18 protein-coding genes and 1 pseudogene are annotated in these 18,212 nt (G+C 71.1%); 7 read left to right on the forward strand and 12 right to left on the reverse strand.

The features are described from left to right. Positions 1-70 precede the first annotated feature (70 nt). The 3 genes from QWY76_RS08840 to QWY76_RS08850 all read right to left on the reverse strand — a co-directional run bounded on the left by QWY76_RS08840 (position 71) and on the right by QWY76_RS08850 (position 2,298). Positions 71-880 carry an endonuclease/exonuclease/phosphatase family protein gene (locus QWY76_RS08840; protein WP_290310767.1) on the reverse strand — a complete coding sequence of 270 codons (810 nt, stop codon included), beginning with the start codon at positions 878-880 and terminating at the stop codon, positions 71-73. A 1-nt stretch (position 881) separates the two neighbouring features. Continuing rightward, a complete protein-coding gene (locus QWY76_RS08845) occupies positions 882-1,514 on the reverse strand; it encodes a thiol:disulfide interchange protein DsbA/DsbL (RefSeq protein ID WP_290310768.1) in 633 nt (210 codons plus the stop codon). 163 nt (positions 1,515-1,677) lie between these two features. Then, positions 1,678-2,298 (reverse strand): c-type cytochrome, encoded by a 621-nt coding sequence (locus tag QWY76_RS08850; protein ID WP_290310769.1) that lies wholly within the window; start codon positions 2,296-2,298, stop codon positions 1,678-1,680. Positions 2,299-2,541: 243 nt separating this feature from the next. On the opposite strand from QWY76_RS08850, the gene yihA reads away from it, so the two are divergent. After that, positions 2,542-3,156, forward strand: a complete 615-nt coding sequence (gene yihA / locus QWY76_RS08855; RefSeq protein ID WP_290310770.1) for a ribosome biogenesis GTP-binding protein YihA/YsxC — start codon at positions 2,542-2,544, stop codon at positions 3,154-3,156. 264 nt (positions 3,157-3,420) lie between these two features. On the opposite strand, the gene QWY76_RS08860 is transcribed toward yihA, so the two are convergent. From QWY76_RS08860 to argH, 7 genes and pseudogenes are all read right to left on the reverse strand, one after another. Then, complete coding sequence (locus QWY76_RS08860) at positions 3,421-4,170, reverse strand: HAD family hydrolase (protein ID WP_290310771.1); 750 nt, start codon at positions 4,168-4,170, stop codon at positions 3,421-3,423. Positions 4,171-4,174: 4 nt separating this feature from the next. Next, the gene (locus QWY76_RS08865) at positions 4,175-5,089 is read right to left on the reverse strand and encodes a tyrosine recombinase XerC (protein ID WP_290310772.1); all 915 of its coding nucleotides are present in this window, start codon (positions 5,087-5,089) and stop codon (positions 4,175-4,177) included. Beyond that, on the reverse strand, positions 5,082-5,801 hold the full coding sequence (locus tag QWY76_RS08870; RefSeq protein WP_290310773.1) for a DUF484 family protein: 720 nt from the start codon (positions 5,799-5,801) through the stop codon (positions 5,082-5,084). Before QWY76_RS08870 ends, QWY76_RS08865 begins: the two co-directional genes overlap by 8 nt. A 22-nt stretch (positions 5,802-5,823) precedes the next feature. Beyond that, a complete protein-coding gene (gene dapF, locus QWY76_RS08875; protein ID WP_290310774.1) occupies positions 5,824-6,657 on the reverse strand; it encodes a diaminopimelate epimerase in 834 nt (277 codons plus the stop codon). Continuing rightward, positions 6,657-7,937 carry a diaminopimelate decarboxylase gene (gene lysA / locus QWY76_RS08880; protein ID WP_290310775.1) on the reverse strand — a complete coding sequence of 427 codons (1,281 nt, stop codon included), beginning with the start codon at positions 7,935-7,937 and terminating at the stop codon, positions 6,657-6,659. Before lysA ends, dapF begins: the two co-directional genes overlap by 1 nt. 110 nt (positions 7,938-8,047) lie before the next feature. After that, positions 8,048-8,155 (reverse strand): annotated as a pseudogene (lptM, locus tag QWY76_RS20150) (LPS translocon maturation chaperone LptM); the annotation flags it as partial. Further along, on the reverse strand, positions 8,155-9,591 hold the full coding sequence (gene argH / locus QWY76_RS08890; protein WP_290310777.1) for an argininosuccinate lyase: 1,437 nt from the start codon (positions 9,589-9,591) through the stop codon (positions 8,155-8,157). The pseudogene lptM and the gene argH, both read right to left, overlap by 1 nt. A 263-nt stretch (positions 9,592-9,854) precedes the next feature. On the opposite strand from argH, the gene hemC reads away from it, so the two are divergent. Genes hemC through QWY76_RS08910 form a run of 4 tightly spaced genes read left to right on the forward strand, consistent with a single transcriptional unit; the run spans position 9,855 to position 14,394 of the window. Then, positions 9,855-10,796, forward strand: a complete 942-nt coding sequence (gene hemC, locus QWY76_RS08895) for a hydroxymethylbilane synthase (RefSeq protein WP_290310778.1) — start codon at positions 9,855-9,857, stop codon at positions 10,794-10,796. Then, entirely contained in the window at positions 10,796-11,587 is a 792-nt protein-coding gene (locus tag QWY76_RS08900) for a uroporphyrinogen-III synthase (RefSeq protein ID WP_290310779.1), read from the forward strand. Before hemC ends, QWY76_RS08900 begins: the two co-directional genes overlap by 1 nt. 6 nt (positions 11,588-11,593) lie before the next feature. Continuing rightward, complete coding sequence (locus QWY76_RS08905; RefSeq protein WP_290310780.1) at positions 11,594-13,153, forward strand: uroporphyrinogen-III C-methyltransferase; 1,560 nt, start codon at positions 11,594-11,596, stop codon at positions 13,151-13,153. Continuing rightward, positions 13,150-14,394, forward strand: coding sequence for a heme biosynthesis HemY N-terminal domain-containing protein (locus QWY76_RS08910; protein ID WP_290310781.1), 1,245 nt, complete (start codon positions 13,150-13,152; stop codon positions 14,392-14,394). The genes QWY76_RS08905 and QWY76_RS08910 overlap by 4 nt, the downstream gene beginning before the upstream one ends. Positions 14,395-14,466: 72 nt before the next feature. Here QWY76_RS08910 and ybiO read toward each other — a convergent pair whose 3' ends face one another. After that, positions 14,467-16,707, reverse strand: a complete 2,241-nt coding sequence (gene ybiO / locus QWY76_RS08915; protein ID WP_290310804.1) for a mechanosensitive channel protein — start codon at positions 16,705-16,707, stop codon at positions 14,467-14,469. A 320-nt stretch (positions 16,708-17,027) separates the two neighbouring features. On the opposite strand from ybiO, the gene QWY76_RS08920 reads away from it, so the two are divergent. Beyond that, positions 17,028-17,408, forward strand: a complete 381-nt coding sequence (locus QWY76_RS08920) for a fluoride efflux transporter FluC (RefSeq protein WP_290310782.1) — start codon at positions 17,028-17,030, stop codon at positions 17,406-17,408. Next, positions 17,405-17,794, forward strand: coding sequence for a fluoride efflux transporter FluC (locus tag QWY76_RS08925; protein WP_290310783.1), 390 nt, complete (start codon positions 17,405-17,407; stop codon positions 17,792-17,794). The genes QWY76_RS08920 and QWY76_RS08925 overlap by 4 nt, the downstream gene beginning before the upstream one ends. 73 nt (positions 17,795-17,867) lie before the next feature. Here QWY76_RS08925 and QWY76_RS08930 read toward each other — a convergent pair. Next, a partial coding sequence (locus QWY76_RS08930; protein WP_494337406.1) for a phosphoglucose isomerase-related protein occupies positions 17,868-18,212 on the reverse strand: 345 nt, incomplete at its 5' end.

Consider the following 18,212-nt stretch of genomic DNA (forward strand, 5'->3'; position numbering starts at 1 on the left):
CCGGCGGGGCCCCAGCAGACTATACGGGAATCGTTGATCGTCTGTTACAACGAGGGGGCCGACATTGGTCTTACCCCTTGGCCAGGGTGGCCTGGCAGGCCTCGGGCAGGCTGACGTCGATGGCCACGGGCAGGTGGTCGGAGAACAGGTGCTCCAGCACCTGGACCCGGTGGGCCTCCAGGGACTCCGAGAGCAGGATATGGTCCAGGGCCCGGCGCGGCTGCCAGGACGGGTAGCTCAGCGGCGGGCGCACCGGGTGCAGCGGCAGCGAGTCGCGGAACCGCGAGTGGGCGTGGAGCTGGTCCGGGGTGCAGTTGAGGTCGCCCATCACCACCACATGACGCAGCGGGGCAATGATCTCGCTGAGGTAGTCGAGCTGGCGCACCCGGCCGCGGTGGCTGAGCGCCAGGTGGGCGACGAACAGGTGCAGGGCATCGGGCCCCTCGCCGAAGCGCGCGTGGATGGCGCCGCGGCCGGGCAGGGTGCCGGGCAGGCTGTGCTCCTCGACCCGCGCGGGTGGCAGCCGCGACAGCAGCCCGTTGCTGTGCTGGGCGAGGTGGCCCAGGTTGCGGTTGAGCTGCTGGTAATGGTGCGGAAAGCCGGCGCGGGTGGCCAGGTACTCCACCTGGTTGACCCGCCCGGAGCGAAAGCTGCCGCCGTCGACCTCCTGGAGGCCGACGATGTCGAAGCGCCCCAGTACCTCGCCCATCATGTCGAGGCGCTTGAGGCGTCGCGGGTGGGGCAGCAGGTGCTGCCAGCTGCGGGTCAGGTAGTGATGGTAGGCCGATGTCTGGATGCCCACCTGCAGGTTGAAGGTCAGCAGTTTCAGGTGGTCGCGCTCGCGGTGCGGCCATCTGGCATCGGCCAGCGACGAAGTCATGTCAGTCCTTCCGTTCCTCGCGCACCTTGTCGACCAGGGCGCCGGCGATCTGCGGCATGTTGTCGAGGCTGCCGGCGGTGCTCGGGGTCACCACATAGCGGCCATCGACGATCAGCGCCGGTACCCCCATCAGCTGCATGTTGCGCATGCGGGCATGGGCCTGGTTGACCTGGGACTTGACGCCGAAGGAGGTCAGTGCCTCGCTGGCCTCCTCCTCGCTGACGCCGTAGTCGCTGAAGAAGGCCGCGATGTCCTCGACCTCGGTCAGGCGCTGGCCCTGCTCATGATAGGCGTCGAAGAAGTCGTCGTGCAGGTCCTCCTGGATGCCCAGCTGCTTGGCGGCGTAGAAGGCGGTGGCGTGCTGGTTCCAGGCGCCGCCCATGGTGGCCGGCATGCGCTGGAAGACCACGTCCTCGGGCAGTTCCGCGACCCAGGCGTTGAGCGGCTCCTCCAGGTTGTAGCAGTGCGGGCAGCCGTACCAGAAGGCCTCGGTGACCTCGATCTTGCCCTCCTCGACCTGGGTCTTCACCGGCTCGTCGAGGGTGGTGTAGTGCTCGCCTTCCACCAGGTTGGCGGCGGAGGCAAGCGTGGACAGGCCCAGGCCGGCCAGGGCGACGATCAGGGACTTGAACATGAGGGGGCTCTCCTTGAGTGAGTCATGATCCAGGGTGGGGCACCGTCGGCACGGCACCGCCGAGTTGGAGTGTGGCCGGGCGCGCGGGTTCCCGGAGACGCCGAGGGCGGCCCTGGGCCGCCCTCGTCGAATGCCGGTCGTGCCGACGCGATCCGGGCTGCGCTCAGTGCAGCCCGCGCACGTAGTTGGCCACGGCCTCCATGTCACGGTCGCTCATCTGGGCGGCGATGTCGCGCATGATGGCGTTGGGGTCGTTGGCCCGCTCGCCGGCGGCGAAGGCCTGCAGGGTCGAGACCACGTAATCGCTCTTCTGGCCGGACAGCGCCGGATACCCGGCGCTGCCGATCCCCTGGCCGGTCGGGCTGTGGCAGGCGGCACAGGCCGGCAGTCCCTTGGCCAGGTCGCCGGCCCGGTACAGCTCGCGGCCGTGCTCGACCAGGGCCGGCTCCGGGTCCGCCTGGCCGAGGGCCGGCGCCTTATCGGCGAAGTAGGTGGCCACGTCCCAGGCGTCCTGATCGGAGAAGTTGTCCACCTGACCGGCCATCTGCGGCACGTTGCGATTGCCGTCGCGGATGTCCATGATCTGCTTGGCGAGATAGGAGGCTTGCTGGCCGGCCAGGTTGGGGAAGGCGCCGGACGGACTGATGCCTTCCTGGCCGTGACAGGCGGCGCAGGCCTGCGCCTTCTCACGGCCGGCGGCGGCATCCGCCTCCGACTGGAGGTCCGCGTGGGCGGCGCCGACGGCGCTCATGGTGATTGCCAGGCTTGCCAGTAGCTTTCTCATCGCTAATCCACTATGCCGTTACGTTGTTGACCGGTCCGTACCCTGGGTGCCGCCCGAGAGTTGCCGGGCAAGCCTCGCTGCCGGAAGCCGTCGACACACCCTGGTCGGTCGCTGCCGGAGGGAGCACGGTGGTATACTTGCGCGCCCCGGGTCGCAGACAAAAGTCACTGCATTATAACGGAACACCCGTGCTGCGGGAATGCAAGCCGCGGCACCCTTGATCAACGTCAGGAACTCCCCGCCATGTCGCGACTCAACTATCAGGCCGCCCGTTTCCTCATCAGTGCGCCGACCCTGGCGAAATGCCCGTCCGACGGCGGCGCCGAAGTGGCCTTCGCCGGGCGCTCCAATGCCGGCAAGTCCAGTGCCATCAACGCCCTGACACGCCAGAAGGCGCTGGCCCGGACCTCCAAGACGCCTGGCCGGACCCAGCTGATCAACTTCTTCTCCCTGGGCGAGGATACCGACCACCGGCTGGTCGACCTGCCGGGCTACGGCTTTGCCAAGGTGCCCGAGCAGGTCAAGCTCGAGTGGCAGCGCCACCTGGCGGACTATCTGCAACGGCGCGCCTCCCTGCGCGGCCTGGTGCTGGTCATGGACGTGCGCCACCCGCTCTCCGAGTTCGACCAGACGATGCTGGGCTGGGCCGACGACCAGGACATGCCGGTGCACATCCTGCTGACCAAGGCCGACAAGCTGAAGGCCGGCGCCGCGAAGAATGCCCTGCAGCAGGTGCGCTCGCGGCTGCGTGAGTGGGAGGACCTGGTGAGCGTCCAGCTGTTCTCGGCGCTCAAGAAGCAGGGCCTCGAGGAGGTGCATCAGCGCCTGGACGACTGGCTGCTCTCCAGCGCTGACTGAATCCGCTCGGGACTTTCCTCCCAGCGTCGGGCCCGGGGGCAAGGCGCAGCGAGGGTCCTCCGCCATGGGTGAGGAGCACCGCTCCGAACGGGCTGGCCATGGATGGCCAGCACCGGCCCTGCGAGCGGAGCAGGACGCGAGAGCGCCGCAGGGCGTCGGTAGCGCCCAGGGATGGGTTTACAGCGCCCTCGCGAAGGCTTGTCCCCGGGCATCCACTCTCCCTTGCTGAATCACTCCATTAGACGGCTGCCATGCCGTGATGGATTACTCCTGCTCCAATCTCTCCAGCAGCGCCGGCAGCTCGCGGATATGTTCCAGGCGATGGACGCCCTCGGGCAGTGGCGCGCCGTGGGGCGTGTCGCCGGCGATCCAGGCCGCCTGCATGCCCAGCCGGATCGCCGGCAGGACGTCTTCCTTCCAGGAATCGCCGATATGCATCGCCCGGGCGGGCGACGTGCCGAGCTTGGCCAGCGCCATCAGGAAGGGGCGGGGGTCGGGCTTGGGCGCATGCATCTCCCCGGCGGCGATGGCCACCGCGAAGTGGCGGCGCAGGGGCAGGCGGTCGAAGGCCAGGTTGCCGTTGGTGATGGAGCCCAGCCGGTAGCGCGTCCCCAGCTCGCCGAGCATCGGCTCCACTTCCGGGTAGGGCGTGACCCGCACGCGCAGGTCATGGAAGTGCTCCATGGCGCGCGTCGCCCAGTGCCAGGCCGCCTCATGGGGCAGGCCGAACTCCTTCAGCAGCGAGGCCAGGGCCTGCTCGCGGATCCAGGTGAAGTCGCCGCGGCGCAGCGGATGGCGCTCGGCGAGTTCCTGCCGGCGCCGCTGGTAGGCCGTGATCGGCAGCCACTCGGCGAAGCGGCCGCGCGCAGGCTCGCCCCGCTCGGCGAACCACGCGGCCAGGGCATCGTCGAGCCAGGCGTAGTGGCCCTGCTCGGTGCGGGTCATCACCTCGCGGTTGTCCCAGAGGGTGTCGTCGAGGTCGAAGGTCAGGGCCTGCAGGGGCAGTCGGGTCATGGGATCAGTCACTGTCGTCGGGGCGGCGGCGTCGGGCGCGGGGGTGGGCGGCGTCGTAGCTGGCCGCCAGGTGCTGCCAGTCGAGCCGGGTGTAGACCTGGGTCGTGGCCAGGTTGGCATGGCCCAGCAACTCCTGGACCGCCCGCAGGTCCTGGCTGGACTCCAGCAGGTGGCTGGCGAAGGAGTGGCGCAGCCGATGGGGATGCAGGTGCTCGGCCAGGCCGCGCTGGCGGGCCAGGGTCGCCAGGCGCTGCTGGATGGCCCGGTGGCCGAGCCGGGCACCGCGTACCCCCACGAACAGCGCCGTCTCGCCGTCACCGGCCAGGGCGCCGCGCACGCCGAGCCAGGCCTCCAGCGCCGCCCGGGCGCGACGCCCCACCGGGACCTGGCGCGGCTTGCCGCCCTTGCCCAGCACCCGCACCCGCTGGGGCTGCAGATCGCCGAGGGCCAGGGCGGCGAGCTCCGCGAGGCGCAGGCCGCTGGAGTAGAACAGCTCCAGCATGGCCTGGTCGCGGCAGGCCAGCGGCGAGCCGTCGTGGGGTGTGTCGAGGAAGCGTGCCAGGGCGTCGACGTCCACCGGTCGCGGCAGGTCCCTGGGCAGGCGCGGCGTGCGCACCAGGCTGGCCGGGTTGTGGTCCAGCACGCCGGCGGCGCGCAGGTGGTCGGCGAAGCCGGAGATGGCCGCCCGGCGCCGGGCCAGGCTGCGGGGCGCCAGGCCGCGGGCCCGCTCGCCGCCGAGGAAGCGACGCAGCAGGGCGGCGTCGAGGGCGGCGCCGTCGTCCAGCCCCTGGTCGGCCAGGAAGTCACCCAGCGCGGCCAGGTCGCGGCGGTAGGCCGCCACCGTGGCCGGGCTGGCGGTGCGGGCCAGGGCCGCCAGGTAGGCGGCCATCTGGTCGCCGAGCCGGGTCGGCTCAGCCATGGCGGGACGGCGCCAGGCGCATCAGCAGGCGGGCCACCACGTCGCCGACGTACTCGGTGAACAGGGTGTCCATGCTGGCGCGGAAGTGGTCGGGGTCGGGGCTCGCCAGCACCAGGTAGCCGAGCGGCTCGCCCAGGGTCAGCCGGGCCAGCGCACAGGAGCCGGCCTTGTCCGGCGCCTTGGCGTGGGGGAGCAGGCGCTTCCAGTCGGTGGGCGTCAGCCGGGTGCAGCGACTCGCCCGGCCGTCCAGCAGGGCGGCCAGGCGCTGGGCCACGTGGTCGTCGAGCACCTGGCGGGGCGCCTGGGGCGGCTGCGTTTCGCGGTCGGTGAGGCTGGCCGGGCACCACAGGGCCAGCGCCGGGGTCTGGAAGCGCTCGCTGAACTGGGTGGCCAGCGCCTGGCCCAGGGCATCGCCGTCCTCGGCCTCCAGCAGGGCCAGCACCAGCTCCCGGGTCCGGCGGTACTGGGCCTCGTTGTGGCGGGCCGATTCCAGCAGCTGCTCCAGGCGCCATTCGGCCTGTTCGGCGCGGCTGCGCAGGTCCGCCACCAGGCGCTCCAGCAGCGAGGTGGCGCCGCGGGCCTCGGGGTGCGGCACCTTGAGCTGCTGGAGCAGCCCCTCGCGGCCGACGAAGAAGTCGGGGTGACGGGCGAGCCACTGGGCCACGACGTCCGGGTCCAGGGTCTTGCGTGGCTCGGGGACGGCTCGGGTCATGCGCTTCTCCTCGGTTTGACGCTCAGTTCAGGGGCACGCGGCCCTCGAAGACTCGCTCGGCGGGGCCGGTCATGATCAGGCTGGCGTCATCGCCGGGCCAGCTGATCTCCAGGTCGCCACCGGGCAGGTGCACGGTGACCGGACCCTCGAGCCAGCCCAGGCGGATGCCGGTGGCCACCGCGGCGCAGGCGCCGGTGCCGCAGGCCAGGGTCTCGCCGCTGCCCCGTTCGTACACCCTCAGGCGGATCTCGTGGGGCGACACCACCTGCATGAAGCCGGCGTTGACCCGGCGCGGGAAGCGCGGGTGGGCCTCGATGGCCGGCCCCAGGGTGGCCACCGGGGCCGTCGCCACGTCGTCCACCCGCAGCACCGCGTGGGGGTTGCCCAGGGACACCACCCCGACCTCGAGGCACCGGCCGTCGACCTCCAGGGCGTGCAGGGCACGGTCCTCGTCGGCGGCGAAGGGCAGCGCCTCCGGGGCGAAGCGCGGCGGCCCCATGTCCACGCTGACGCGATCGTCGTCGTCCACCACCAGGGTGAGCGGGCCGCCGGCGGTCTCGACGTGGATCTCGCGCTTGTGGGTCAGCCGCTGGTCGCGCACGAAACGGGCGAAGCAGCGCGCCCCGTTGCCGCAGTTCTCCACTTCGCTGCCGTCGGCGTTGTAGATGCGGTAGCGGAAGTCCATGTCCGGATCCCGGGGCGGCTCGACCACCAGCAGCTGGTCGAAGCCGATGCCGAAGCGCCGGTCGGCCAGGGCACGGATCTGCTCGTCGCGCAGCCGCGCCCGCTGGGTGATCAGGTCGACGACCATGAAGTCGTTGCCCAGCCCGTGCATCTTGGTGAACTGCAGCAGCATCAGGGCGTCTCCGCGCCGTCGCCTGGCAGCATCGCCTCGCCGGCCCAGAGGTCCGCCAGGCGTTCGCGGCGGCGCACCAGGTGGGCGCGGTCGCCGTCCACCATGACCTCGGGCGGCCGCGGGCGGCTGTTGTAGTTGGAGGCCATGACGAAGCCGTAGGCGCCGGCGGAGCGCACCGCCAGCAGGTCGCCGGCGGCGATGGCCAGCTCCCGGTCCTGGCCGAGGAAGTCGCCGGTCTCGCAGACCGGGCCGACCACGTCATAGGTGCCGTTCTCCCGCGCCCGGGTGGTATCCACCGGCAGGATGGCCTGCCAGGCCTGGTAGAGGGCCGGACGGATCAGGTCGTTCATGGCCGCGTCGACGATGGCGAAGTTCTTGGTCTCGCCGGGCTTGAGGAACTCGACCCGGGTCAGCAGCACGCCGGCGTTGGCGGCGATCGAGCGTCCCGGCTCGAACAGCAGGGTCAGCCGGTCGCTGCCCGGCCAGCGCGACAGCCGCTCGAGCAGGGCGGTGGCGTAGTCGAAGGGCTGGGGCGGGCGCTCGTCGTGATAGGGCACGCCCAGGCCGCCACCGAGGTCCAGGTGCTCGATCTCGATGCCATCCTCGCGCAACCGTTCGAGCAGCACCAGCAGGCGGTCGAGGGCGTCGAGGAACGGAGCGGTCTCGGTGAGCTGGGAGCCGATATGGCAGTCGAGCCCCACCACTCGCACGTTGTCCATGGTCGCGGCCTGGCGGTAGACCTCCCGGGCCTCGTCCACCGCGATGCCGAACTTGTTGGCCTTGAGCCCGGTGGAGATGTAGGGGTGGGTGCCGGCGTCGACGTCGGGGTTGACCCGCAGCGAGACCGGGGCGACGCGGTCCAGGCCGCGGGCCACGGCGTCGAGCCGCTCGAGCTCGGCCCGGGACTCGACGTTGAAGCACTTGATGCCCACGGCGAGGGCGCGGGCCATCTCGTTCTCCTGCTTGGCCACGCCGGAGAACACCACCCGGGCGGGGTCGCCGCCGGCGGTCAGCACCCGCTCGAGCTCCCCCACCGAGACGATGTCGAAGCCGGCGCCGAGGCGGGCCAGCAGGCCCAGCACCGCCAGGTTGGAGTTGGCCTTGACCGCGTAGCAGATCAGGTGGGGATGGCTGCCCAGCGCCTCGGTATAGGCCCGGAAGTGGCGGGCCAGGGTGGCCTTGGAATAGACGTAGCAGGGCGTGCCGAACTCCTCGGCGATGCGCGCAAGCGGCAGCTCTTCGGCGTGCAGCACGCCGTCGCGGTACTCGAAATGGTCCATGCCTAGGTGTCGTCCTCGTCGGCGGGGCGGGTGGCGTCGTCGGTGGCGGCGTCCGACGCCTCGGCGTCCGGTGCGTCGTCGTCGCTGGTCTCGGGGTCGCGGGGGCCGTAGCGCTCCTCCGCCGCGGTGTCGCCGGGCAGGTAGAGCGGCCCCTTCTGGCCGCAGCCGGCCAGCAGCAGGGGCAGCGCCAGCAGCGCGAGCAGGGCGGCGCGACGCATCAGCCCCGGCTCCCCTGGCTATCCCGGGACGACAGCGCCGCCAGGGCCTCGCGGGCCCGCTGGGCGGCGGCGCGCACCTGGTCCGGGGCGGTGCCGCCGATATGGTTGCGCGCGGCCACCGAGCCCTCCAGGGTCAGCACGGCGAAGACGTCCTCGTCGATGGCGTCGGAGAACTGGCGCAGCTCCTCGAGGCTCATCTCCGAGAGGTCCTTGCCCTCCTTGAGGCCGAAGGCCACCGACTGGCCGACGATCTCGTGGGCGTCGCGGAAGGCCACGCCGCGGCAGACCAGGTAGTCGGCCAGGTCGGTGGCGGTGGAGAAGCCCTTGCGGGCCGCCTCGCGCATGTTGTCGGCCTTGGCCTCGATGGCCGGCACCATGTCGGCGAAGGCCTTCAGGCAATCCTGGACGGTGGACAGGGCATCGAACAGCGGCTCCTTGTCCTCCTGGTTGTCCTTGTTGTAGGCCAGCGGCTGGGACTTCATCAGCGTCAGCAGGCCCATCAGGTGGCCATAGACCCGGCCGGTCTTGCCGCGCACCAGCTCCGGCACGTCCGGGTTCTTCTTCTGCGGCATGATCGAGGAGCCGGTGCAGAAGCGGTCGGGCAGGTCGATGAAGTCGAACTGGGCGCTGGTCCACAGCACCAGCTCCTCGCTCATCCGCGACAGGTGCATCAGCAGCACGCTGGCGAAGGACGTGAACTCGATGGCGAAGTCGCGGTCACTGACGGCGTCGAGGCTGTTCTCCGCGGGGCGGTCGAAGCCCAGCAGCTCGGCCGTCACATGGCGGTCGATGGGGTAGGTGGTGCCGGCCAGCGCCGCGGCGCCGAGCGGCAGCACGTTGACCCGCTTGCGGCAGTCGAGCAGCCGCTCCTGGTCGCGGGCGAGCATCTCCTGCCAGGCCAGCAGGTGATGGCCGAAGGTCACCGGCTGGGCGGTCTGCAGGTGGGTGAAGCCGGGCATGATGGTATCGGCCTCGCGGTCGGCAAGCGTGATCAGCCCCTCGCGCAGGCGGGTCAACTCGGCGGCCACGCTGTCGATCTCGTCGCGCAGGAAGAGGCGGATGTCGGTGGCCACCTGGTCGTTGCGCGAGCGGCCGGTGTGCAGCTTCTTGCCGGTGATGCCGATCTTGTCGGTGAGACGCGCCTCGATGTTCATGTGCACGTCCTCGAGGTCCACCGACCAGGCGAAGCTGCCGGCCTCGATCTCCGCCTGGACCTCGTCGAGCCCGGCCAGGATGGCGTCGCGCTCGGCCTCGCTGAGCACCCCGACCCGGGCCAGCATGGTGGCGTGAGCCCGCGAGCCCCGGATGTCGTGGAGGGCCAGGCGCTGGTCGAAGTCGACCGAGGCGGTGAAGCGGGCGACGAAGGCATCGGTGGGCTCGCTGAAGCGGCCGCCCCAGGACTGGTTGGTGCGGTGGTTCGTCGGGCTTTGGCTCATCGGGCTGACATCCTGCATGGCTGAAGGGGTGGGTGAGGGCCGACGGCGCGCCGGCCGCAGCTCGGCGAGGCCGCGCTGGCTTGACATGCGGGAAAGTGTACCAGAGTCCATGGGCCAGGCGAGGGGCGCGGGCGGCGGGAGGGCCGGGACGTGACGATTTTTCCTGGCCTCTCCGGTCCTTTATGATGGCGGCAGACCAAGACATCACCGGGCGCCGGCGCAAGGGGCGCCGAGGGCCAGCGAACCGGGACGGGGAGAACCACGTGCAAGCCATCGAAACGCTGCGTATCGCCACGCGCAAGAGTCAACTGGCCATGTGGCAGGCCGAACATGTCCGCGACCGCCTGATGGCGATCCATCCGGGGCTCAAGGTCGAACTGGTGGCGATGGTCACTCGGGGCGACAAGATCCTCGACACACCGCTGGCCAAGGTCGGCGGCAAGGGGCTGTTCGTCAAGGAGCTCGAGGAAGCGATGCTCGACGGGCGTGCCGACATCGCCGTGCACTCCATGAAGGACGTGCCCATGCACTTCCCCGAGAGCCTCGGCCTGTCGGTGATCCTCGAGGGGGCCGAGCCCACCGACGCCTTCGTCTCCAACCACTATGCCTCCCTGGACGCGCTGCCCGAAGGGGCGCGCATCGGCACGTCCAGCCTGCGTCGCGGCCTGCAGATGCGCGAGGCGCGCCCCGACCTGCAGGTGCTCAACCTGCGCGGCAATGTCCAGACCCGGCTGGGCAAGCTCGATGCCGGCGAGTACGACGCCATCCTGCTGGCCACCTCGGGCCTCAAGCGGCTGGGCCTCGAGGCGCGCATCGCCATGGAGCTGCCACCGGAGGTCTGCCTGCCGGCCTGCGGCCAGGGCGCCCTGGGCATCGAGTGCCGCATGCACGATGCCGAGCTGATCTCGCTGCTGGCGCCGCTGGATGATCCGGCCACCGCGACCCGGGTGCGCGCCGAGCGGGCCATGAACACCCGCCTCGAGGGCGGCTGCCAGGTGCCCATCGCCGGCCATGCGGTGTTCGAGGACGATGGCCAGACCCTGTGGCTGCGCGCCCTGGTGGGCAACCCGGAGGGCACCGAGGTGCTGCGCGCCGAGGGCCGCGGCTCCATCCACGAGCCCGAGGCGCTGGGCATCCGCGTGGCCGAGGAACTGCTGGACATGGGCGCCGGCGAGATCCTCGCCGAGGTCTACGGCGCCGGCTGATGGCGACGCCACCGGTGCTGATCTGCCGTCCCGGGCCGCGGGCGGCGGCGCTGGCCGAGGCCATCGCCGCCGAGGGCTTTCCCGTCGAGCGGGGCGAGGCCATGGTCCTCGAGCCGCTGGCCGAGACCCCGCAACAGCGCGCCGCCTGGCTGGACTTCGACCAGTTCCGGCGCGTGGTGGTGGCGAGCCCCTTCGCCGCCGAGTGTCTCGCCGAGGCACTGGACCGCTACTGGCCACAACTTCCCGTGGGCATCGACTACTACGCCGTGGGCGCCGCCACGGCCGCCACCCTGCATCGCCTGCTGGGCGTGCGGGTGCATCTGCCGCCGCCGGGCGGCGAGGACACCAGCGAGGCGCTGCTCGCGCTCGGCTCGCTGCAGCGGCTCGCCGGGCAGCGCTTGCTGCTGGTGGCCGGCGAGGGGGGGCGGGCCCTGATGGCCGAGACCCTCGCCGCCCGGGGCGCCCGCCTGACGCGCCTGGCGGTCTACCGGCGGCGCCTGCTCGAGCCCTCGACGAGCTTGCGGCGTCGGCTGGCGAGCGGCGACTATCAGGCGTTGGTGGTGAGTAGCGGAGAAATCCTCGGACATCTGGCAAGATGGTGCTCACAGGCCGCCTTGAACCAACCGCTAATCGTGTCCAGTACCCGGTTGGCTACCCTGGCAGGCACACTGGGGTTTCGTCTTCCCGTCGTCGCGTCGGGCGCCACGCCCGACGCGCTGGCGGCCGCCGTGGCCAGGGCCAGGGACCCGGAGAGGGCCGATGTCGATCATGACGATCTCGAAAAGGGCTAGCGACACATGAGCAAGCAACAACACGATCAGGACGAACAGCAGACGCCATCCGGCGACGCCCAGGGCGGCGCCGGCGCGGCGACGACGGGAGCGGGCGCCGAGGCCGGCAAGGGCGGCGGCTCATCGTCGCGCCGCTCGCGGCGTCGCGGCAAGGGCAACGGCCCGGCGGCGAACCACGCCGCCGCCGAGGCGAAGACCGACGCCAAGTCCTCTTCGACGACGTCCCCGAGCCAGGGCCAGGCCGCCCCGACCGGCGACACGCCGGCCGCGGCGGCCAAGGCCGCCGATCCCGCCAAGGCCGCCGATCCCGCCAAGGACAGCTCCGCCAAGGGTGACGCTGCCAAGGGCGATACCGGCAAGGCGACCGATGCCTCGGCGTCTTCCACCAAGGCCGCCGGCAGCGCCGCTACCGGCACCAGGGGCGCGTCCGGCAAGGCCTCGGCTTCCGCCTCCACCGCCAAGGGCCAGCCGGCGTCCGCCGGCAAGGGCGCTGCCGGGACCCCGGGAGGCGGCGGCCAGGGCGGCTCGGGCAAGGGCGGCAAGGCCGGGGCGGTCGCCCTGGGCCTGGTGATCCTGCTGGGCGCCGGCGGCGCGCTGTTCGGCTGGCAGGTCTGGCAGAAGCTGGACGCCCAGCAGCAGCGCCTGGCCGCCCTGCCGGCGCAGGCGGCCAGCCAATCGTCGCTGGACGACCTCGCGGGGCGCCTGGAGAGCGGCGAGCAGCAGCGCAACGCCGCCCTGGACGAGGCGGTGGGCACGCTGCGCAGCGACTTCTCCGACTATCGCCAGAACGTCGACGAGACCCTGGACAAGGTGCTCCGGGAGCTGTCCAGCGAGCAGCAGACCGACGAGCGCGACTGGCTGCATGCCGAGGCCGCCTACCTGCTGCGCCTGGCCAACCAGCGCCTGCAGCTGGAACGCGACGTCCAGGGCGCCGCCGCCCTGCTGCGCACCGCCGACGAGCGGTTGCGCGAGGCCGACAACCCGGCGCTGATGCCGGTGCGCCGCGAGATCGCCTCCGAGCTGGCCGCGCTGGAATCCGTGCCCCGCGTCGACCGCACCGGGCTCTACCTGGCGCTGAACGCCCAGCAGGAGCAGATCGCCGGTCGCCCGCTGGCCCAGGATATCGAGGAAATCGCCGCCAACTCGACCATCGAGGAGGCGCCCTCCGGCGGCTGGCAGTCGCAGTTGGCGCGCTTCGGCGCGGAGCTCAAGGACCTGGTCACGGTGCGCCAGCACGACGAGGCGCTCGAGGCGCTGATCTCGCCGGAGCAGGAGTCCTACCTGCGCCAGAGCGTGCGCCTGGTGCTGGAGCAGGCCCAGCTGGCGCTGCTCAAGGAGGAGCCGCCGCTCTATGACGCCAGCCTCGAGAAGGCCTTGACCCTGATCGAGGGCTACTACGACACCGGCGACAGCGGCGTCCAGGCGGTGCTGTCGCGGCTCGAGGAACTCAAGGGACGCGCCATCCGCCCGGAACTGCCGGACATCAGCGGCTCCCAGCAGGCGCTGGCGAGCTTCATCGAGCACCGCTTCGAGGCCGGCAACGGCGGCCAGGGAGATGAGGCATGAGAAAGCTGATCCTGCTCGTGGTCCTCGGCCTCGCGATCGGGGCCCTGTTCGGCCAGCTGATGATGTCGGTGCCCGGCTACTGGCTGGTCCGCGTGGGCGATACTTCCATGCAGACCTCCTTCTGGTTCGGCCTGGTGCTGCTGCTGGCGGCCTTCGTGGTGGTGCATTTCGGCCTGCGGCTGCTGATGCGCCTGTCGCGCCCGGTGACCCGCTTCAAGGTGTGGAACAGCCGCTCGCGTAACCGCACCGCCATGCGGCGCACCGTGCGCGGCCTGGTGGCGCTGGCCGAGGGGCGCTGGAAGCGCGCCGAGAAGGCCCTGGTCAAGGCCGCCGACGATTCCAGCACGCCGCTGGTCAACTACCTCTCCGCCGCCCTGGCGGCCCACTATCAGGGCCGTTACGAGCAGGCCGACACCCTGCTCAAGCGTGCCCACCTCAGCACCGAGGGCGCCGACACCGCGGTGGGCCTGATGCAGGCCCAGCTGATGCTGGACCGACAGCAGTACGAGGAGGCCCTGGCGATCCTCACCCGCCTCGACCGCCACCTGCCCAACCATCCCCAGGTGCTCAAGCAGCTCAAGCAGGCCTATATCAGCCTCAGCGACTGGGACGGCCTGCGCCGGCTGATGCCGCGCCTCGGCGCACAGCACCTGATCTCCCGGGAGGAGCGCGAGCAGCTCGAGCAGCGCGCCTATCGCGAGCTGATCTCCCAGGAGGCCCGTCAGCCCGGCGACATCGAGCGGGTGCGCAACCTCTGGGCCGACATGCCCGATCACCTGCGCGGCAATGTCGACCTGATCGTGCTCTATGCCGAGGCCCTGGTGCGCGGCAACGAGGAGGGCATCGCCGAGCGGCTGCTGCGCCACTCCCTCAAGGAACACTGGGACAGCCGCCTGGTGCTGCGCTACGGGCTGCTCGAGGTGGATGCGGCGCGCCAGCTGGTGGTGGCCGAGAAGTGGCTGCAGGAGCGGCCCAACGACCCGGACCTGCTGCTCACCCTGGGCCGGCTCTCGCTGCGCAACGCCTACTGGGGCAAGGCCCAGGAATACTTCGAGACCAGCCAGCGCCAGCGGCCCAGTGGCGTGGTCTGCGCCGAGCTGGCCCGGCTCTATGCCAACCTGGGCGAGCACAACAAGAGCCAGCTGTACTACCGCCAGAGCGTCGAGCTGCTCGACCGGTCGCTGCCCTCGCTGCCCCAGCCCACCGAGCCGGAGGACACGCCGGCGAAGACGGCGTCCTGAGCGGCGCCCGAGCCCGACCCCGCATGCAAGAGGGGCTGCCGAACGGCAGCCCCTCTTGCGTTGGTGACGGCGTCAATCGCCGTCGTAGTCCTCCAGGTTGTGGACCTCGCGGGGGGCCTGGGTGTCGGCGGCCACCGCGGGCTCCTCGTCGGTCGAGGTGACGGCGCGCTTGCGCGGCTGCTGGCGGAAGACCCGCACGTTGGCCGGCGGGGCGCCGCCGTCCTTGTCCTCGCCGAAGTAGAGGGTGGTATGGGGGAAGGGGATCTCGATGCCGGCCGCGTCGAGGTGCAGCTTGACCAGGCGGTTGTAGGCGCGGCCGATGGCCCACTGGTCCCCCGGGGTGGTCTTGATGCGCACGCGGATGTTCACGGAGCTGTCGGCCAGCGCGATCACCCCGGCGACCTCCAGCGGTTCGAGCAGGCAGGCCCTGTACTCCTCGTCCTCCTGGAGCGCGTCGAAGGCTTGCTGCAGGGCCTCGATCGCCTCGTCGATGCTCTCGCGATAGGCGATACCGTACTCCCCGACGTGGTAGGCGAAGTCGCGCATGTAGTTGGAGACGGTGTCGACGCTGGAGAAGGGCACGATGTGGTAGGTGCCGCTGAGGTCGCGGATGCCCACCGAGCGGATGCTGAGCTTCTCGGCGACGCCGGTGACGCCCCCCACGGTGATCACGTCACCGGTGTTCATGGCGTTCTCCACCTGGATGAAGACCCCGGTGATGATGTCCTGCACCAGCTTCTGGGCGCCGAAGCCGATGGCCAGGCCGAGCACGCCGGCACCGGCGATCAGCGGCCCGATGTTGATGCCGATCTCGGCGAGCACGATCATCGCCGTCATGGTGATCAGCGCGATGGCCAGGGCATTGCGGAACAGCGACAGCAGCGTCTGGGCCCGGGCCGAGGGCACGCCGCCCCCGGTCTCGGGGTTGAGCTTGTGCTCGATCAGGCTGGCCAGGCCCAGCCACACCGCCGCGGCGATCACCAGGATCATGAACACGCTCACGCCCTTGCCGATCAGGCTGCGTCCCGCCTCGGAGGCGTACCAGGCCCCCAGGTCGAAGGCGCCCCAGGCACTCAGCACGACCATCACCACGATGGCGAGGATCACCATGCGGATGACCCGCAGGGCGTTGGGCACGTAGCGGTTGAGGCGCGCCTCGAGCATCGGCAGCTTGCGGCGCAGGTCGTCGGAGAGGCGGATCCGCCGGCCGATGGTCTGGGTCAGGAAGCTCGACACCAGCATGCCCACCAGCACGGCGGCCAGGGTCTGCAGGGTGGCGTACAGCACGAAGGGCAGGGCATCCTCCGGCCGTGTCAGGGTCAGCACCAGCACCATGGTGAAGTAGGCCAGGGCGAAGAGGTGCCAGGTGCGGGCGAACAGCTGCAGCGACACCCGGCTGGCGGCCATGGTGGTCTGGTTGGCCTTGCCATTCAGGGCACTGCGCAGCCGCGTGCGGTTGCGCAGCACCACGGCCACGGCGTAGACATAGGCGCCGATCATGATCAGGGTGCCGATCCCCTCGCCGAGGGCCGGCGACAGGTAGGCATTGACCAGCGGTACCACCACCATCAGGCCATAGCCGGCCAGCCCGATCAGGCGCGCGATCCAGCGGTTCCAGTAGGAGGCGTCGGCGGCGGCGATGGGCAGCAGACGCAGGCCCTCGTAGCGGGAGGCGAAGAGCATGCGCACCGCGGCCTTGAGCAGCTCGATCACCAGGAAGGCATTGAGGAACAGCGAGGCGCGGGTCGACAGCTCACCGCTCTCGCCCACCGCGAAGGTGGCGACCAGGTTGCCGCCGACATAGGCCAGCGCGACTACCAGGACATCGATCAGCGCCGCCACGGCGACGCACAGCACCAGGCGCAGCTGCGGCTGGAGGCCCCGGCCGGTCAGCGACCACTGGCTCAGGCGGGTGAACAGGGGCCGGGCCAGGCGGCGAACGGCGAGGAACAGCGCGAGCGTGGCGAGGATCACCAGCCCCAGGTTGATGGCCGCGCTGGTGAAGGCGGACAGGTCGAAGGCACCCGGTGGGGCCTCGAACAGGCCGCTCACCGCGTCGAGGACCCGGCCGAGCTGGCTGCCCAGCTCGCCGACGATGCGGCTGGTGGTCTCGGCCAACTGGCGGGGCAGCGACGGCGACGCCGCCTCGCTCGCGGCCTGCTCGGCGCCCGATTCGCTGGCCGCCCCGCGCAACTGGTCGATCAGCTGCTGGCGGGTCTCGGGGTTCTCGAGGAGGTTGGCCAGGGTGGCATTGGCCGGGGCCTGGCCCTCCCCGTCGGTCGATTGGGCCATGGCCGGCAGGGCGGCCAGCATCAGGATGGCCAGCAGCCAGCCGGTGGCCAGGGAGAGGAATCGTCTGTTGCGCACGCTTGGGCCTCCGTGTCTGGGCGTGGATGGGGTGATGAAGCCGTCGTCAGGCTAACATGGTCGATGGTGGCGGGCCCGGGGAATTCCGGTGGGTGTACGAGAATTGTACATGACGGCGAGATTGTGCCATATTTTCGGCGGGCATTGCCTGAATGCCCCCCTGCAAGGCAAGCATGAGCTCTCGCCACCCGGCCTCGGGTGGCTTTTTTTGTGGCCGGTCGGCGGCTCGACTAGCATGGGCGCGAAGGCGTCAGGGAGACGGAGACATGGGGCTGGCTAGCCTGGGACTGGTGGCGATGGGGGGAGCGCTGGGCGGCATGGCGCGCCTGGCCGTGACCGAGCTGGCCGCGCGATGGCTGGGCCGGGCCTTTCCCTGGGGCACCCTGATGGTCAACCTGGGCGGAACCCTGGCCCTCGGCGCGCTGGCCGCGCGGCTCGGCTGGCCGCCCGGCGACTCGCCGGCCTGGCTGGGCCTGGCGGTGGGAGGCCTGGGAGGCTTCACCACCGTGTCCTCCTTCAGCCTGCAGACCCTCAGCCTGTGGCAGGCAGGCCGCGCAGCGGCGGCCCTGGCCAATGGCCTGGCCACCCTGGGGCTGGGGGTGGTCGCCGGTGCCGCGGGCTGGTGGCTGGCGGGAGGCGGTCCATGACCAGCTGGCAGGGCTATCTGGCGGTGGGGGTGGGCAGTGGCCTGGGCGCGGTGCTGCGCTACCTGGTCTCGCTGGGTGTGCTGCAGTGGCTGGGCAGTGCCTTCCTGTGGGGCACCCTGGCCGTCAACCTGGCCGGTTCCTGGCTGATCGCGGCCTTCGTCGCCCGGGCCTCCCATCACATCACCGGGCACGCCGCCCGCTGGCAGCCCTTCCTGGTCGCCGGCTTCTGCGGCGGTTTCACCACCTTCTCGCTGTTCGGGCTCGAGACGCTGTACCTGCTGGAGAGCTCGCGCCCCTGGCTGGCCCTGGTCTATGGCCTGGGCAGCGTGCCGCTGTGGCTCGCCGCCGCCTGGTGGGGGCAGCGGGTCGGGCGCCCGGCCCGCTAGGCAATATCCGACAAGCGTCTGCGCGCACCGACCCTCCAGGCGATGCCGGGGGGCGGCGCGCGATGAGGGCGGCTCAGGAAGAGGCCTTGCGTCGCTTGCCCCTGGGCTTGCCGGCCTCGGGCGCCGGGGCCTCCCGTGTGGCGGTGCCGTGATCGGGGAAGTGCGCGCGGACCAGCGTGAGCAGGCCCTGGGTGGAGCCGTCGAAGTCCTGGCTGTGCGCGTCGATGCGGCTGCTGATCTCGCCGGCGATGCGCTTGCCGAGCTGCACGCCCCATTGGTCGAAGGAGTTGATGTTCCAGATCACCCCCTGGACGAACACCTTGTGCTCGTAGAGCGCGATCAGTGCGCCGAGGTTCCTCGGCGTCAGCTCGTCGAGCAGCAGGGTGCTGGAGGGGCGGTTGCCCGGGCAGCTGTAGGG

Source organism: Halomonas maura (assembly GCF_030409305.1).
Taxonomy (GTDB): Bacteria; Pseudomonadota; Gammaproteobacteria; order Pseudomonadales; family Halomonadaceae; genus Halomonas; species Halomonas maura.

What these genes read in the sequence shown, in the direction of transcription:
- yihA (WP_290310770.1), top strand. Translation starts at nt 2,542, where the DNA reads ATGTCGCGACTCAACTATCAGGCCGCCCGTTTCCTCATCAGTGCGCCG.
- QWY76_RS08925 (WP_290310783.1), top strand. Translation starts at nt 17,405, where the DNA reads ATGACCAGCTGGCAGGGCTATCTGGCGGTGGGGGTGGGCAGTGGCCTG.
- QWY76_RS08910 (WP_290310781.1), top strand. Translation starts at nt 13,150, where the DNA reads ATGAGAAAGCTGATCCTGCTCGTGGTCCTCGGCCTCGCGATCGGGGCC.
- QWY76_RS08850 (WP_290310769.1), bottom strand. Translation starts at nt 2,298, where the DNA reads ATGAGAAAGCTACTGGCAAGCCTGGCAATCACCATGAGCGCCGTCGGC.
- QWY76_RS08865 (WP_290310772.1), bottom strand. Translation starts at nt 5,089, where the DNA reads ATGGCTGAGCCGACCCGGCTCGGCGACCAGATGGCCGCCTACCTGGCG.
- QWY76_RS08860 (WP_290310771.1), bottom strand. Translation starts at nt 4,170, where the DNA reads ATGACCCGACTGCCCCTGCAGGCCCTGACCTTCGACCTCGACGACACC.
- dapF (WP_290310774.1), bottom strand. Translation starts at nt 6,657, where the DNA reads ATGCTGCTGCAGTTCACCAAGATGCACGGGCTGGGCAACGACTTCATG.
- QWY76_RS08920 (WP_290310782.1), top strand. Translation starts at nt 17,028, where the DNA reads ATGGGGCTGGCTAGCCTGGGACTGGTGGCGATGGGGGGAGCGCTGGGC.
- ybiO (WP_290310804.1), bottom strand. Translation starts at nt 16,707, where the DNA reads ATGCTGGCCGCCCTGCCGGCCATGGCCCAATCGACCGACGGGGAGGGC.
- QWY76_RS08905 (WP_290310780.1), top strand. Translation starts at nt 11,594, where the DNA reads ATGAGCAAGCAACAACACGATCAGGACGAACAGCAGACGCCATCCGGC.
- QWY76_RS08900 (WP_290310779.1), top strand. Translation starts at nt 10,796, where the DNA reads ATGGCGACGCCACCGGTGCTGATCTGCCGTCCCGGGCCGCGGGCGGCG.
- QWY76_RS08870 (WP_290310773.1), bottom strand. Translation starts at nt 5,801, where the DNA reads ATGACCCGAGCCGTCCCCGAGCCACGCAAGACCCTGGACCCGGACGTC.
- argH (WP_290310777.1), bottom strand. Translation starts at nt 9,591, where the DNA reads ATGAGCCAAAGCCCGACGAACCACCGCACCAACCAGTCCTGGGGCGGC.
- QWY76_RS08840 (WP_290310767.1), bottom strand. Translation starts at nt 880, where the DNA reads ATGACTTCGTCGCTGGCCGATGCCAGATGGCCGCACCGCGAGCGCGAC.
- QWY76_RS08845 (WP_290310768.1), bottom strand. Translation starts at nt 1,514, where the DNA reads ATGTTCAAGTCCCTGATCGTCGCCCTGGCCGGCCTGGGCCTGTCCACG.
- lysA (WP_290310775.1), bottom strand. Translation starts at nt 7,937, where the DNA reads ATGGACCATTTCGAGTACCGCGACGGCGTGCTGCACGCCGAAGAGCTG.